This window comes from Plectonema cf. radiosum LEGE 06105 (assembly GCF_015207665.1).
Taxonomy (GTDB): Bacteria; Cyanobacteriota; Cyanobacteriia; order Cyanobacteriales; family Nostocaceae; genus Rivularia; species Rivularia radiosa_A.
Genome location: NZ_JADEWL010000012.1, coordinates 1 through 13,793 on the forward strand (window position 1 = coordinate 1; position 13,793 = coordinate 13,793).

The following is a 13,793-nucleotide window of genomic DNA, read 5'->3' on the forward strand; positions in this document are numbered from 1 at the left end:
CCCATGTATAAACCTGCTGAAAATACCTCGAATTCCATGTATTACATCAATAGGGAGCGCGTTGTCCGAAGTTTGGAATTTATCCAAGACGCGATTGTAATTTGTTTGTGTATCGGTTTATTTAGCTTTATGGTGCTGCAAGTGAGAGATATGTTTCTCTCTTTGCTTCCACCTCTACAGTTTCATGCCGTTACCGCCGATATTCTGTTTTTGCTGATTTTAGTTGAGCTATTCCGGCTGCTAATTATTTATCTCCAGGAACATCGTGTATCTATCGGAGTAGCCGTTGAAGTTTCCATAGTTTCTGCTTTGCGAGAAGTTATCGTTCAGGGTGTTCTAGAAACCAATTGGATTCAAATTCTAGCAACTTGTGTCTTCTTATTAGTTCTAGGAGTATTACTTGTCCTCCGAGTTTGGCTACCTCCCACTTTTGAAGGTATCGATCCAGAGCAAGCAGTATCTAAACGCTACCGAAATCGAGTTAAACCTGAATTTGTAGAAACCAATGGACATTATTAGAAATTAAAGTAATGGATAATAGGGAATTGATTGAAAATTTTACTTTGTTGCCAATTACCAATTACCAATCACCAATTAGCAATTACCAAAATTAATTATGTCTATTACCTTAACCCCCAATCGAAAAAGAGATGTCCAGGTTGTTGAAATTGGTCAAGATACAATAATTTTGCGATCGCGAACTTGGGAACGACTCAAGTTTGAGGTTGAGTATTCTCGTCAAAAGGGAACTACGGCAAATTCTTATCTGATTCAAGCTGATAAAAAAGCTTTAATTGACCCTCCTGGTGAGTCTTTTACGGAAATTTACCTTCAGGAATTAAGACAACATCTAGATTTAACTAGTCTAAATTATATTATTCTGGGTCATGTCAACCCGAACCGCAGAGCGACTTTAGAAGTATTAATTTCTCAAGCTCCTCAAGCTATTATAATTTGTTCTCGTCCGGCTGCAAATGCGCTTAAAACGGCTGTTCCTGAATGGGAATCGCGCCTGCAAGTGGTGCGTTCGGAAGATACTCTAGATTTAGGAAGAGGACATCAATTAAAATTTGCTACCGTACCAACTGTTCGTTGGGCTGATGGACTTTGTACTTATGATGCTGCGACAAAGATTCTTTATACAGATAAGTTTTTTGGCGCTCATATTTGCGAAGATACCTTATTTGATCGAGATTGGAAAAGTTTAGATGCGGAACGTCGTTATTATTTTGACTGTCTCCACGCACCCCAAACGAAACAAGTTGAAGCTGCTTTAGAAAAATTTGCGCTGTTCCCGGCTAAGTCTTATGCTCCCGCTCATGGACCAGTTGTTAGTTACAGTCTCAGTAGATTTACTTACGATTACCGTCAATGGTGTCAAGAACAAAATCAAGAGCTAAGTGTTGCTTTGCTTTATGCTTCCGCTTATGGAAATACAGCAGTTTTAGCAAGTGCGATCGCTAATGGTTTAATTGAAAATGAAGTCAAGGTAGAATCGATTAACTGCGAACTTGCAGACACTGAGGAAATTACCAGCGTTGTCGAAGCTTGCGATGGCTTGATTATCGGTTCTCCTACATTAGGAGGTCATGCACCTACTCAAATTCAAACTGCTTTAGGAATAATTCTCTCAACAGCAGCTAAAACCAAATTAGCAGGGGTGTTTGGTTCCTATGGATGGAGCGGAGAAGCGATCGATTTACTAGAAAGCAAGCTCAAAGATGCTAATTACCGTTTGGGGTTTGAATCAATTCGAGTCCGTTTTGCTCCTACACCCTCGATTCTTCAAGAATGCCAAGAGAAAGGTGCATTATTTGCCCAAAATTTAAAGAAAGCCAAGAAACTGCGGACTCCCCGACAAGTTGTAACCGAAGCTCATGTAGATCGAACCGAACAAGCAGTAGGAAGGATTGTAGGTTCGTTGTGTGTCGTCACAACTCGCGATCGCGAAGCAGATACTCACAAAGGGGTTTTAACTTCTTGGGTATCTCAAGCAACATTTAGTCCACCAGGAATTATGATTGCTATTGCTGAAGAACAGAATGCCGATTTGATGCGTCATTCCGGCGATAAATTTGTGCTAAATATTCTCAAAGAAGGTAGAAATGTCCGTCGCTATTTTTCCCGTCATAGCACTTTAGGAGATAATCCATTTATCAATCTTTCCAGTAAAAATGCTGAAAATGGCTGTCTGATTCTTGACGAAGCATTATCTTATTTAGAATGCACTGTACAAAATCAAACTAAATGCGGTGACAGGTGGTTAATTTATGCCGTAGTAGATAACGGTGAAGTCTTAGAAAATGAAGGATTAACGGCTATCGAACATCGTAAATCTGGTAGTCATTGTTAACTAATATAATTAATAGTGCTTCCCCGATTGCATCGCTCTGAGCAATTCTATATGAGGTTGCGCTATGTTTACCCATGTCCTTCTTGGACGGGAAATAGACGGAATTTTCCGGACTATCATCCTAATTTTGTACGTAATTACAAGCTTTTCAGTAGATTTATCGCGGATATTCAGAAATTTCCTGCATAACATCCGAAGCGCGGATATTTACGCAGAATTTTCAAGATGCTTTTACCGCGATCGCCTAATTTTTTTTGCGATATGGCAGTAAGCCAGGAGATTTACGTTGCGTGTATCGCAATTTTAGTGTCGGGAAATTGGTGTGCGATCAGTTTTCTAGTAATATTGTTAACGACCCCGTTCACCCGCCGCTAATCACCTCTTGAACTCAATAAAGAAACTCTGTGTGGTCGGTGTGCAACGGGATTGTTAGTCCGTAGTGACTTTGCGAATTTCGACACAACCGCCCTCAAATATCTGCATTTTTAGTTCATAACCTTCCATCAAGGACATCCCAACAAGGGGTTCTGCATCCGCTTCATCTACTGGAATGGTTAGCAAGGTATCATCCCAAACGACAACCGCTTCGTGAATGTTGAAGACACACTCACTGCCATCTCCAAGAACCGCACGACCTCGCCTTTTCCATTTCAGGTTTAACTCAGCAATTAAGTCAGGAGGCAAGGAAAGCCAGCCATTGAATCCTGTATCGACGATCGCATCTTGCTTAAAGACCTTGCCATCAGCGCGACGAATTGACAGTGGAATAATCGGCTCAAACTCAACGTTAACAAATCCAGTGATCATGCAGTTCTCCGTCTGCGTCCGCCAAATCGACGAACGTGACGAGAGCCAATGCGAACAATCCAAATTTGAGTATCTGGGTGACGGGCTTCGAGGCGATCGCAAGCTGCTATTTCACTCCTATCAACCTCAAAGTCTCCGGTCTCAATGTCGATTGCCACAATTTTGCCATGATTGCCTTGCTCAACGTGGGAGCGTACTTGAGTCTCATAAATCTCATCGCCACGTCGAGCAAACTCTTCCTTGCTGTAGCGGGGTTGTCGAACTGCCATCGGCTTGATCTCCTTTCAATGACTCATTAATTCTAACTTGCCTGATGATGCGTCTGAATCATCAATTTTTCTGATGGTTTGACTTCTCCATAATCTTTGAGCAATTCTTCCCTGCGGGACGCTACGCGAACGAGGTAGTCTTTGGCAAATTGGTCATGTATAAATCGAGTCATTTACTGCTGGTTGTGTAGATGCAAATGCTATTATCCTATGATTTTATGGAGTAATTTAAGAGGAATTTTTAAGGATTTGATGGGGAGCGTAAATGTAGGGCTTGTTAGAGCTGATTGCACTTGATAAAAATAAAAAATCAAGGCTGTATTTTGATATTCTTTCGTGACAATCGCAATTTTAGTGTCGGGAAATTGGTGTGCGATCGGTTTTCTAGTAATATTGTTAATGGTGGCGCTCGCCGGACGCAGAAACCCATAACTCAACCAATCACTTGATACGTTCCGGTGCAGCGCGGTTGTTAGGCTGTTTCTTGTTGTGATCCAGTATGCTTTTCTATCGCGTCAAGAATAACAGCCCAGTCGTCGCGATGCAGTTCGTGTCCTGTTCTGGGCAATGGTAGTAATACAGCATCCGGTATCTCTGCTTGTAATGCCAAGCTATGGGCATAGGGTAAAACACGATCTTCTGTGCCATGAATAACCAGAGTTGGTACAGCGATTTCGTGGAGGCGGTTACACCATTTTTCTCCACCTTGAAGCAAGGCATGATTGAAGCTCGTCATGAGATTGGGAGTGCGATCGAAGTCAACCCCAGCTAATTCGCGAATAGCTGATTCATCAAACGGATGGGCTGAACCGGACATCAATCGCCACGCACCAACTTGATATTCAATCACTGCCTCACGGTTTGCCCAATCCAGTTCACTGGCTTTCGCATGATATTCAAGAACAGATGGATCGATACTTGGTATAGTCGGATCGGTGTCAGCCAAGGGTTCCGAGGCGATTAAGGTCAGACTTTTGACCCGTTGAGAATGCTTGAGTGCCATGAGTTGAGCTAGAAATCCTCCGAGCGATATCCCCACTAAATGAGCGCTCTCAATTCCATAGCCATCGAGAACACAAAAAGCATCATCTGCTAGGTCTTCAACGGAATAGCGAATGTGACCAGGCTCATAACTTGTTGAGCGCCCTGTGTCCCGGTGATCGTAGCGAATCACATAGCGTCCCAGAGCAGCCAATTGGTAGCAGAAACCTTCTGTCCAGCACACACCTGAAGCCATCGCTCCCATGATTAATAAAATGGGCAGATTGTCTGGAACACCGAAAGATTCGGAGAAAAGGCGAACTCCGTTATGGCTAATCCATTTACTTTCCATATATCGGTTTTCTGATTGTATCCCCTCTGCTGTAGAAATATCTGCTTGAATCCACGCTCCTGCGATTGGCTGATTTCTTGAAACAGAGAGTACATTCTCACCTTTTAAAGCAAAATGTTGAGCAACAGCCGCACCAATACCTCGACTAGCTCCTACAACAAGAATTTGTTTTTTCTCTGATCGCATTTCGATCTTTCGTGATGATGTTTTTATTGAAATCTAACTATTTATTAACCCGAAAGTTTCCGCATATCATCCCAAACATTCCAGTCAAATAAAGTATTACAGGTAATTTAGTCATAATATCGAGAATTGTTCTGGATAATCACACTACCGTGTCACGCTTCGCTAACGTCAATATCTACATATTATACCGAATTTTTCTAGATATACTAAAAACGCTTTAAAACTGTCATTCTGAGCGAAGCGTTCACGTAGTATGCCCGAAGGGCTTAGAATCTCCGAGATACTTCGCTGCACTACGTTACGCTCAGTATGACATAAGTTCATATTTTACCCGTTTGCAGTATAACTACCTAAATATGGGTGAATATCCAGAACTTTCCCGCATAACATCCGAAGCGTGGATATTTACGCAGAATTTTCAAGATGCTTTTACCGCGATCGCCAAAATTTCCGGTAGTTTGTCAGTTATTATTGGTAACAAATACCTACCCAAAATCTGATTCTTACTGAAGCATTATCTTATTTAGAATGCACTGTACAAAATCAAACTAAATGCGGTGACAGGTGGTTAATTTATGCCGTAGTAGATAACGGTGAAGTCTTAGAAAATGAAGGATTAACGGCTATCGAACATCGTAAATCTGGTAGTCACTAACTAATTGCATCGCTTTGAGTATTTTACTTAATAATCCATTTTTCCCAATCAACATTATCATCTTCAGATGATTTATATAATTCTGAGTTCCCAGATGCAAGTACTTGAGCAATCATTTGCATCGATTTAGTTCGACTCGGCACAGAAAACTCAGAATTAGGATTATAAACATCGGGATGGTGCCAATTATCTAATTGAATAATTTGCGATAATTCAGCCGGTACTATTTCTCTAAATTCTGTTTCAGTTGCTAAAAGATTGCCACGATATTTGTTTACAAGATGAAGCATTAAATCAAAATCAATATAATCTGATAAATGAAGATTTCTCGGAACTTGATTTGAGTTAACAATAAATTTTGCTTCACGAATCATTACCGATATAAATTCTGAGATTTCTTCATCATCAATTTTTAATTCATCTAATGGATATTTGACCGGAAAATAAGTAACAAAAGGTTCGTTTATTAAAATATGGCTGCCAAATGCATGAATCATTAGCACTGGTTCAACGCCATTAAAACTATACCAACTAACTATTTGTTCTATCGTCAAAGCCCAATCTTCATCGTTTCTAAATCCGGTGAGACGAGCCGTCACCATATCATAATTTATATGATCAAAACCTGGAAAATCCAAGTTATTTGCTGCTTTGTCTAGGCAATTGAGGATATCTTCTGTAGTAAAACTTGTCATATAAGATTAAGTATTTCTTCCTAAGATAGCATTTTGCTCCAATAACTACATTAATGTTTTATTAAAAGTGTTATTCAAGAAAATAAATTACCATTTACTCCGACTATTTATAACTATGATTAACCCGCGTAAAATATACGATTTATTGTTAGATAATGGCACTAATCATACTCAAATAAAAGAACTAATCATCGGTTTAACTTGGACTTTATGTACAGCAGAAGGTACTGGTTTATGTATGAGTCCAGGAACAGTTACTCGGACGTTACCTTGGTCAGGAACCTTGGTAAATAAATCAATTTCTGAGTTAGCACCTTGGTTACTTTCTTGGGATAATTATCAAGCAACTGTAGCGATGGCTGCGATTAATTCTGTAGTCAATTCATCTTCTTCTTTACCCGAAAATGGTACCGTTTTATCTCCTAGTGGTTCCGCAAACTTAGCTGTATTTGAACATTTTCTACCTCAAATTCGTAACAAAAATGTTTGTATAATTGGACGATATCCAGGATTAAATAAATATTCTACACAAATGCAAATGAAAGTAATAGAACTTCAACCCGGAGCGGAAGATTTTCCTGCACCAGCTTCAGAATATTTATTACCAGAAGCCGAATGGGTATTCCTAACAGCAACTTCTATTGTGAATAAAACCTTTCCTCGTTTAGTTGAATTAGCGAAGAATTCTAAATTAGTTTTAATGGGACCAACTGTTCCTTGGTTGCCAGATTTAAAACATATGGGAATCGATTATTTAGCGGGAATTAAAGTTACTAATTTACCAAGTTTAAGACAAACAGTTGCAGAAGGTGGTGGAATTAGAATCTTTGAAACTGGTATTGAATATTGTGTAGTTGAATTGTGAATCAAAACGTTTATACTTAGTCATATAATGCATCTACTTAAAACATGAAAACAGATAATATTTTTTACAAACTGTTTGGTGAATTCCCGGAAATATTTTTTGAATTGATTGGAAAACCACCTACCACATCAAATTTATATGAATTCAAAAGTCAAGAAATTAAAGAAACCAGTTTTCGGCTTGACGGTATATTCATCACATTAAATTCATTAAATACAACTACCAATGAACCGATTTACTTTGTAGAAGTTCAATGTTACAAAGACAAACTCTTTTACGATAGATTCTTAACCAGCATTCTTCTTTATTTTTACCAGTATCAACCATCAAATCCACATTGGTATGCTATATAGCAATCCGAATTGAGATGTGAGAAAATACGTAGATTAAAAGTGAGGAATAGAGGTTACATTTAAATCACTCCTGGCGACTATAAGTCGCACGGCAGTCGCTCATGGGGGAGACCCCCCCTTCTGCGCGCTGCCTTGGCTACACAGGCAAAACCCGGATGGTGCGAGGGTTATTCATAGAGTCCACGCAGGTGGACTTACGAAGGTGTAGTAGCGGTTTTAACCGCCAAATTATACATAAATTTCTCACAAGTCATTTAGGATTGCTATAGTTATTTTCGATACTCGTAAAAACGATGTAGATTATCCCCAGCGTCTAGATTCACTGAAAAAACCCCATTTGCGCTGCTTTTATCTGGATGAGATGGAAAGCGTATCATCTAATTCATTAGGATTAGGAATTATCAAATTAATTGTTGAAGAAAACCAAAAAGCTAAAATATCAGTACAACAGCTAGTTGATAAAGCAAAACTTGAAGTCGAAGATGCAGCTATCCAGAGAAAAGTTTTAGAATTGATAGAGGCTATTCTAGTTAATAAATTTCCTAATTTAAATCGGGAGGAGATAAAAGAAATGTTAAGTTTGGAATTAATCAAAGGTACGAGATATTATGAGGAGTTAAAAGAGGAAGTCAGGGGAGAAGTTAAGGAAGAAGTCAAAGTAGGAATGATAACAAAACTTCTACAACGTGGAATGACTGTGGAAGAAATAGCCGATATTTTAGAGTTAGATGTAGAATTTGTGAGAAAAGTAGTAGAAGATAATTAAATAGTTTCAGAAGTCGGGTTTTTAAGATAATTGTCTTGTAAGAGAGATATTTAAGATAAAAACCCGACTTCTCTACCCTTATTTATTACTTTGTTAAATTCAAGTTTACAACGGATAGGTACTATGAAGTTGCTTGCATTCTGCTTTTAATATCCCCGATTTTATTTTGATAGAAGTCGGAGATTTCGCAATAATTTCTTCACATCCCAGGTTAATCATATTGGGGTTGTAATCATCTTCAAAATCCGCAACACCGGCACCATAAACGATTTCGGAAATACCAGCCCAAAAGCAAGTAGCTGCACACATTGCACAAGGTTCGCAGGTAGTATATAATATATAACCCGATTCTAAAGAAGCAGTTTTGAGACGAGTAGTTAATTTACGCAAAACATTAACTTCAGCATGACAAGTTGGGTCTGCATCAGATTCTACTGTATTTCCGGCTCGTTCAACAATTTCGTTATCCTTAACAATTACCGCACCAAAAGGAGTTTTGCTCTTCTCGGCTTCGATAATAGCCATTTGCATTATTTCTTCAGGAGTCATAATCAATTAACAATTAATTTAATCATCAATAAAAATCAATAAAGGTTTAGAATTTTTATTGCTTTTTCACAAATATACGGGATAAAAATTCAGTAAACTACGACTATATTATTGTAGGGCTAACTAACAATTACGGCTCGCGACAAGCGAGAGCAGATTAAATACTATGATAATAGACAATTTTCGCGTAAAATTACGCAACGAAGCCAAAATTTGGCGAGATGAAGGGCTGATACAGGATTCTCAATACGAACAATTATCCCAAAAATATCAATTTGATAGTTTGGACAATGTTGCACAAGACCGTTTTATTTTTATTTTAATCGGAGTTGGTTGTATACTCGTAGGTTTAGGTGCAATTACTTTCGTTGCAGCTAATTGGCAAGCTTGGTCTCGTGAAGTAAAATTAATCTTATTACTAAGTTTATTTTTCGCTACAAATATTGTCGGTTTTTTCCTTTGGAGGGAACCAGTATTCGATAATGCAGGAAAGAAACGACGACAACGGAAGCGAATTTTCGGACACGGATTACTACTTTTAGGTGCTTTACTCTTAGGCGCAAATATGGCTTTTATGGCGCAGACATTCCATATTAGCGGTGCCGATTATGAGTTATTTTTATACTGGGGAATTGGTGTTTTAGTAATGGCTTATGGCTTACGCTTGGCTTCTTTGGGAGTATTTGCGTTTGTTTTATTTAATATTGGATATTTCATGGGTTTAGGAGAATTATGGACTGTTAATAATGAATTTTCTTTGACACGATTGATGATAGAACATATGCCAATTCTGTGGTTGGTATTATTTGTACCCTTAGCTTATATTTGTAAATCACGATGGATTTTTGCATTATCTACAATTGCTTTTGCTATTTCATTACAATTCAATCTAAATCGATACTATAGATATTCACAATCTTGGGTTAATCATTTTACTTTTGCACTTCCACCAGCGTTATTGTGGAGTTATGATGATTTACTATTTCCTAAAGTTAATCAAAGATGGTTTCAACCTGTTGCGCGTAATTTAGCACTGTTATTTTTCAGCATTCTATTTTATATCCTTTCCTTCCGGGAATATTGGCGATTGTCTGACTATCCTCCTAATTTTAACGAATTCAAACCCGACTTATTTTTATTAATAGATTTGGGAATTCTCACTGCTTTAGCTATTTATCAATGGTTTAATTTACTGTTTGCAAATCGCAACCGTCAGCGTCAAGGAATAGATATTACTAATATTAGTATTGGTATTTTAGTTGTAATGGCAGCTTTTGCACCAATAGCTCGTCAAAATATTGGTGGAATGGCATTTATAGCAATTTTTGTCTTCAATTTACTCTTAGCATTATTAGCTTGTGGAATGATTCGTCAAGGATTGCAATCAAATCAAAGACGTGCATTTTGGGGAGGAATGATTTTGTTAACGCTGCAAATTATTACCCGGATGCTTGAATACAACACAGATTTATTATTTAAGTCTTTGGTTTTCATATTGTGCGGAGTCGCTGTTATCACCGCAGGATTATGGTTTGAACGTCATTTATCAGTTAACAGTTAACAGTTATCAGTTAACAGTTAACAGTTAACAGTTAACAGTTATCTATTTAACAACTAACCACTATCAACCATCAACCATCAACTAACCACCATCAACCATCAACCATCAACCATCAACTAACCACCATCAACCATCAACTAACCACCATCAACCATCAACCATCAACCATCAACCATCAACTAACCACTATCAACTATCAACCATCAACTAATTATGAAATCTCAACCTTTCCCCGATGAATCCTCTGAAAAACAACTTATTCCTGAATTTGAAATAAATTCACCATTAAATAATAAGCCAATACCAATTCTAAGATTTTTAATTCCATTAATAATCCAAGCTGGGTTTCTTTTAGCGATACCAGCCCAATCGGTTCAAACTTACCTTACGGGAAAAACAGTCATTTTACAAACCGTACCCGTAGACCCTTACAATATATTGACAGGTTACTATCAAATCCTCAGCTATGATATTTCTGTAAAAAGTACTTTAGAAAAACTTCCCGGTAGTAAAGATGCATTAAAAGATGGAAACAGTTTTTATGTAATTCTCCAGGAAGAAAAAACTACTGACGAGAAAATTCCTAAGCCTTGGAAACCAATACGATTAAGTGAAAAACTTCCCGATTCCCTAGCCGATAATCAAGTAGCCTTAAAAGGTAAATATCAATATGGTTCGATTAAATACGGCTTAGAAAAATATAATATCCCCGAAGACCAACGTAACCAAATTAATGATAATATATCTCAAGCAACACAAAGTGCCACCCAAAATCAGCCACAACCCATTGTAGTAGAAGTCAAAATTGACAGACAAGGTAAAGCCGTGCCTATAAGTATGTGGGTAAAACAGCGTAATTATCGCTTTTAGTCTTCATGACGTAATTGCCAAGCTGCACCAAAAGCCGCACCCGCACCAGCAAGCAATCCGGTACTCATTCCCTGGATAGTTTTACTAACAGGGTTTTGAGTCAAACACTCATTTGTCACCTGAGCAGCTTTGATACACATAGTACTTTCAGCCCAACTCGAAGTACCTCCCAACACCACACCAGTAATGCTACAGGAAACGACTAACAGTAAAAGACGTTTATTTTTTCTATCCATAGATAGGTTTTTGAATATCTGAGGGATGATTTTCTTTTAACTAATGTACATAAAAATTGGTGCATTGTCAGCACGATTTGTATAAAACAACAGATAAACTAGAAAATTTATTACTCACCTGGGACTATTCGTTTAGAATTAACTACTGATAGTGCTAAGAAAATTGTCGCAGACTCTCAAGGTTCTTGGCGAAAAGCAGCTAATTACCTGCATATTTAGGCTGCTGAGACAGCAAATAATGTTAATAGTTGACAGTTGACAGTTGACAGTTGATATTTTTTATCTACTAACCACCAACCAGCAACTACTAACCACCAATTACTAACCACTATCTACTAACCACTATCTACTAACCACTAACCACTACTCAATGATTAAATTAAAAGGCAAACGAGCATACACACCTAATGGATCATTCATATTTTGTAAAAGTGCTATTTCTGCTTGTAATTTCTCAAATTCAACGGTTAAAGGATGATTTGCTTTGAGTGGGTTATTACTAGTTTTAAAATTAGTTTTAAAATTAGCTTGAAAAATAGTTTGGGTATCTTCAGCTACTTTACCAAAAAAGCGTTCGCTAAAAGTACTGCGTCTAGGATACTCTTGCAATTCCCATTTATCTCCTAACTTTGCTTGTGTTGCAGCATATTCAATCGCTGCATCTAAACCGCCGATTTCATCAACTAAACCAATATCTCTTGCTGCTTTACCAGACCAAACTCTTCCTTGAGCAATTTCTGCTACTTTTGCTTGGGGTAAATTTCTACCTTTGGCTACTTTATCTAAGAATACATTATAAACACGGTTGACACTACGTTGAAAAATCGCTAATTCTTCGGGAGATTGGGGACGAGTTACTGTTCCGATATCGGCATAACGTCCGGTTTTCACACTATCCCAGGTAATACCGTTGTCATTGGCTAACTTTTGAAAATTAGGTATGCTGCCAAATACACCGATAGAACCCGTAATTGTATTAGGTTCGGCAAAAATACGGTTAGAATCCACAGCAATCCAATAACCACCGGATGCTGCAATATCCCCCATTGATACTACAACTGGTTTAACATCGCGAGTCAAGCGAATTTCTCGCTGAATTATCTCGGATGCAGTAGCGCTACCACCCGGAGAATTTATCCGTAAAACCACCGCTTTCACATCTTTATCTTGACGAAGACGATGGAAAATATTCGCAAAACGTGTTCCTCCTACTTCTTGAGTCTCCCCATCACCATCAACAATACCGCCTTCAGCATAAACTACAGCAATTTTATTTTCGGAGTTGTTATTTTCACCTACATTAGCAATTTGAGCGTATTCCCTTAAATCAATTTGTGTAAAAGATTTTTCTTTACTATCAGTCTTGGTAAACTCTTTAAGTTCGGTAACTACTTGGTCATAATACGCAACCTGATCTACTAAACGGTTGGCTTTTGCTTCCGAGGGTTCTAAAAGACCTTTAGTATCAGCAATTACTTGCAACTGTTGTGGAGTCATTTTACGACTTTTACCTACAGTACCGCGCCATTCACCCCATAAATCATCAAGTAACTTCTGAATTTGTTCGCGGTTTTCCGGACTCAATTGTTTTAAAATTAGTGGTTCAACAGCACCTTTAAACTTCCCAACCCGAACAATTTGCACTCCCACACCAAACTTTTCCAAAGCTCCAGCCAGAAACATCGGTTGGGAACTCAAACCGTTAATTTCCATTCCTCCAAAAGGATTTACCACAACAGTATCCGCTACCGAACTGAGATAATATTCTTTTTCACCCCATCCGACACCGTAAGCGACAACTTTTTTACCCGTATCGCGAAATTGTGTTAATGCTTGACGAATTTCTTTGAGAGTTGCAAAACCAGTACTTCCACTTCCTGAAGTATCTCTAGCATCTAAATAAACACCAACAATTCTTTCATCGGTACGGGCTTTTTCCAAAGCATCCAAAACTGAACGGAGCGTCATTTGTTTTTGCAAATTACCTGATAGTGCTTGCTGCAAAATTAAACTCGAATCTGGCTCCGCATCGGTAATTTGGGTTGATAAATCAAACACCAACATCGAAGAATCTTTGACTTTCGGCCCCGAATCCGTGGAAGCAGCAGCAAAAATTAGCAAAATCAATCCCGTGCCACTTAAACCAACAAAAACAAATAGTCCTAACAAACTTCCAATTAAACTTGCAAAAGTTTGCTTGATAAAATTACCCATATTATTCCCTATTATCCTCAGTTTTATTCATATATTCATAATATTTACGCTTATTCTAGTTATTTTAGTTAGTAGTTGCCC

General features: G+C 38.1%; 16 protein-coding genes. 8 read left to right on the forward strand and 8 right to left on the reverse strand.

The features are described from left to right. Positions 1-519, forward strand: a 519-nt coding sequence (locus IQ247_RS05740) for a phosphate-starvation-inducible PsiE family protein (RefSeq protein ID WP_375341216.1), incomplete at its 5' end; no start/stop codon positions are given. Positions 520-616: 97 nt separating this feature from the next. Continuing rightward, positions 617-2,353, forward strand: a complete 1,737-nt coding sequence (locus tag IQ247_RS05745; RefSeq protein WP_193917948.1) for a diflavin flavoprotein — start codon at positions 617-619, stop codon at positions 2,351-2,353. A 429-nt stretch (positions 2,354-2,782) separates the two neighbouring features. Here the strand turns inward: IQ247_RS05745 and IQ247_RS05750 are convergent, their stop codons facing one another. The 4 genes from IQ247_RS05750 to IQ247_RS05765 form a co-directional block, all read right to left on the reverse strand. Continuing rightward, positions 2,783-3,160, reverse strand: coding sequence for a clan AA aspartic protease (locus IQ247_RS05750; protein ID WP_193917949.1), 378 nt, complete (start codon positions 3,158-3,160; stop codon positions 2,783-2,785). Continuing rightward, the gene (locus IQ247_RS05755; RefSeq protein WP_193917950.1) at positions 3,157-3,429 is read right to left on the reverse strand and encodes a hypothetical protein; all 273 of its coding nucleotides are present in this window, start codon (positions 3,427-3,429) and stop codon (positions 3,157-3,159) included. The genes IQ247_RS05750 and IQ247_RS05755 overlap by 4 nt, the downstream gene beginning before the upstream one ends. 32 nt (positions 3,430-3,461) lie before the next feature. After that, complete coding sequence (locus IQ247_RS05760) at positions 3,462-3,602, reverse strand: hypothetical protein (RefSeq protein WP_193918102.1); 141 nt, start codon at positions 3,600-3,602, stop codon at positions 3,462-3,464. 299 nt (positions 3,603-3,901) lie between these two features. Then, complete coding sequence (locus IQ247_RS05765; RefSeq protein ID WP_228059504.1) at positions 3,902-4,948, reverse strand: alpha/beta fold hydrolase; 1,047 nt, start codon at positions 4,946-4,948, stop codon at positions 3,902-3,904. Positions 4,949-5,304: 356 nt separating this feature from the next. Between IQ247_RS05765 and IQ247_RS05770 the strand changes: the two genes are divergently transcribed. Beyond that, positions 5,305-5,448 carry a hypothetical protein gene (locus tag IQ247_RS05770; RefSeq protein ID WP_193917951.1) on the forward strand — a complete coding sequence of 48 codons (144 nt, stop codon included), beginning with the start codon at positions 5,305-5,307 and terminating at the stop codon, positions 5,446-5,448. Between the two features lie 178 nt (positions 5,449-5,626). Here IQ247_RS05770 and IQ247_RS05775 read toward each other — a convergent pair whose 3' ends face one another. Further along, entirely contained in the window at positions 5,627-6,298 is a 672-nt protein-coding gene (locus IQ247_RS05775; protein ID WP_193917952.1) for a DUF7003 family protein, read from the reverse strand. A gap of 115 nt (positions 6,299-6,413) precedes the next feature. Between IQ247_RS05775 and IQ247_RS05780 the strand changes: the two genes are divergently transcribed. The 3 genes from IQ247_RS05780 (at position 6,414) to IQ247_RS05790 (ending at position 8,282) form a co-directional block, all read left to right on the forward strand. Further along, positions 6,414-7,163 (forward strand): DUF364 domain-containing protein, encoded by a 750-nt coding sequence (locus tag IQ247_RS05780; RefSeq protein WP_193917954.1) that lies wholly within the window; start codon positions 6,414-6,416, stop codon positions 7,161-7,163. 44 nt (positions 7,164-7,207) lie between these two features. Then, positions 7,208-7,516, forward strand: coding sequence for a DUF2887 domain-containing protein (locus IQ247_RS05785; protein ID WP_228059505.1), 309 nt, complete (start codon positions 7,208-7,210; stop codon positions 7,514-7,516). Between the two features lie 271 nt (positions 7,517-7,787). Next, entirely contained in the window at positions 7,788-8,282 is a 495-nt protein-coding gene (locus IQ247_RS05790; RefSeq protein WP_322745445.1) for a DUF2887 domain-containing protein, read from the forward strand. Between the two features lie 105 nt (positions 8,283-8,387). On the opposite strand, the gene IQ247_RS05795 is transcribed toward IQ247_RS05790, so the two are convergent. Then, positions 8,388-8,831, reverse strand: a complete 444-nt coding sequence (locus IQ247_RS05795) for a nucleoside deaminase (RefSeq protein WP_193917955.1) — start codon at positions 8,829-8,831, stop codon at positions 8,388-8,390. 166 nt (positions 8,832-8,997) lie between these two features. On the opposite strand from IQ247_RS05795, the gene IQ247_RS05800 reads away from it, so the two are divergent. Continuing rightward, positions 8,998-10,392 (forward strand): DUF2157 domain-containing protein, encoded by a 1,395-nt coding sequence (locus IQ247_RS05800; protein WP_193917957.1) that lies wholly within the window; start codon positions 8,998-9,000, stop codon positions 10,390-10,392. A gap of 213 nt (positions 10,393-10,605) precedes the next feature. Beyond that, entirely contained in the window at positions 10,606-11,262 is a 657-nt protein-coding gene (locus tag IQ247_RS05805; protein ID WP_193917960.1) for a GDYXXLXY domain-containing protein, read from the forward strand. On the opposite strand, the gene IQ247_RS05810 is transcribed toward IQ247_RS05805, so the two are convergent. Both IQ247_RS05810 and sppA read right to left on the reverse strand, forming a co-directional pair. Next, a complete protein-coding gene (locus IQ247_RS05810; protein WP_193917962.1) occupies positions 11,259-11,498 on the reverse strand; it encodes a hypothetical protein in 240 nt (79 codons plus the stop codon). The two genes, IQ247_RS05805 and IQ247_RS05810, sit on opposite strands and share 4 nt — an antisense overlap. Before the next feature lie 363 nt (positions 11,499-11,861). Continuing rightward, positions 11,862-13,712, reverse strand: coding sequence for a signal peptide peptidase SppA (sppA, locus tag IQ247_RS05815; protein WP_193917964.1), 1,851 nt, complete (start codon positions 13,710-13,712; stop codon positions 11,862-11,864). Positions 13,713-13,793: the final 81 nt, after the last annotated feature.

Excerpts from the sequence above, each read along its gene's own strand:
- IQ247_RS05745 (WP_193917948.1), top strand. The coding sequence starts at position 617 with ATGTCTATTACCTTAACCCCCAATCGAAAAAGAGATGTCCAGGTTGTT.
- IQ247_RS05750 (WP_193917949.1), bottom strand. The coding sequence starts at position 3,160 with ATGATCACTGGATTTGTTAACGTTGAGTTTGAGCCGATTATTCCACTG.
- IQ247_RS05755 (WP_193917950.1), bottom strand. The coding sequence starts at position 3,429 with ATGGCAGTTCGACAACCCCGCTACAGCAAGGAAGAGTTTGCTCGACGT.
- IQ247_RS05760 (WP_193918102.1), bottom strand. The coding sequence starts at position 3,602 with ATGACTCGATTTATACATGACCAATTTGCCAAAGACTACCTCGTTCGC.
- IQ247_RS05765 (WP_228059504.1), bottom strand. The coding sequence starts at position 4,948 with ATGCGATCAGAGAAAAAACAAATTCTTGTTGTAGGAGCTAGTCGAGGT.
- IQ247_RS05770 (WP_193917951.1), top strand. The coding sequence starts at position 5,305 with ATGGGTGAATATCCAGAACTTTCCCGCATAACATCCGAAGCGTGGATA.
- IQ247_RS05775 (WP_193917952.1), bottom strand. The coding sequence starts at position 6,298 with ATGACAAGTTTTACTACAGAAGATATCCTCAATTGCCTAGACAAAGCA.
- IQ247_RS05780 (WP_193917954.1), top strand. The coding sequence starts at position 6,414 with ATGATTAACCCGCGTAAAATATACGATTTATTGTTAGATAATGGCACT.
- IQ247_RS05785 (WP_228059505.1), top strand. The coding sequence starts at position 7,208 with ATGAAAACAGATAATATTTTTTACAAACTGTTTGGTGAATTCCCGGAA.
- IQ247_RS05795 (WP_193917955.1), bottom strand. The coding sequence starts at position 8,831 with ATGACTCCTGAAGAAATAATGCAAATGGCTATTATCGAAGCCGAGAAG.
- IQ247_RS05800 (WP_193917957.1), top strand. The coding sequence starts at position 8,998 with ATGATAATAGACAATTTTCGCGTAAAATTACGCAACGAAGCCAAAATT.
- IQ247_RS05805 (WP_193917960.1), top strand. The coding sequence starts at position 10,606 with ATGAAATCTCAACCTTTCCCCGATGAATCCTCTGAAAAACAACTTATT.
- IQ247_RS05810 (WP_193917962.1), bottom strand. The coding sequence starts at position 11,498 with ATGGATAGAAAAAATAAACGTCTTTTACTGTTAGTCGTTTCCTGTAGC.
- sppA (WP_193917964.1), bottom strand. The coding sequence starts at position 13,712 with ATGGGTAATTTTATCAAGCAAACTTTTGCAAGTTTAATTGGAAGTTTG.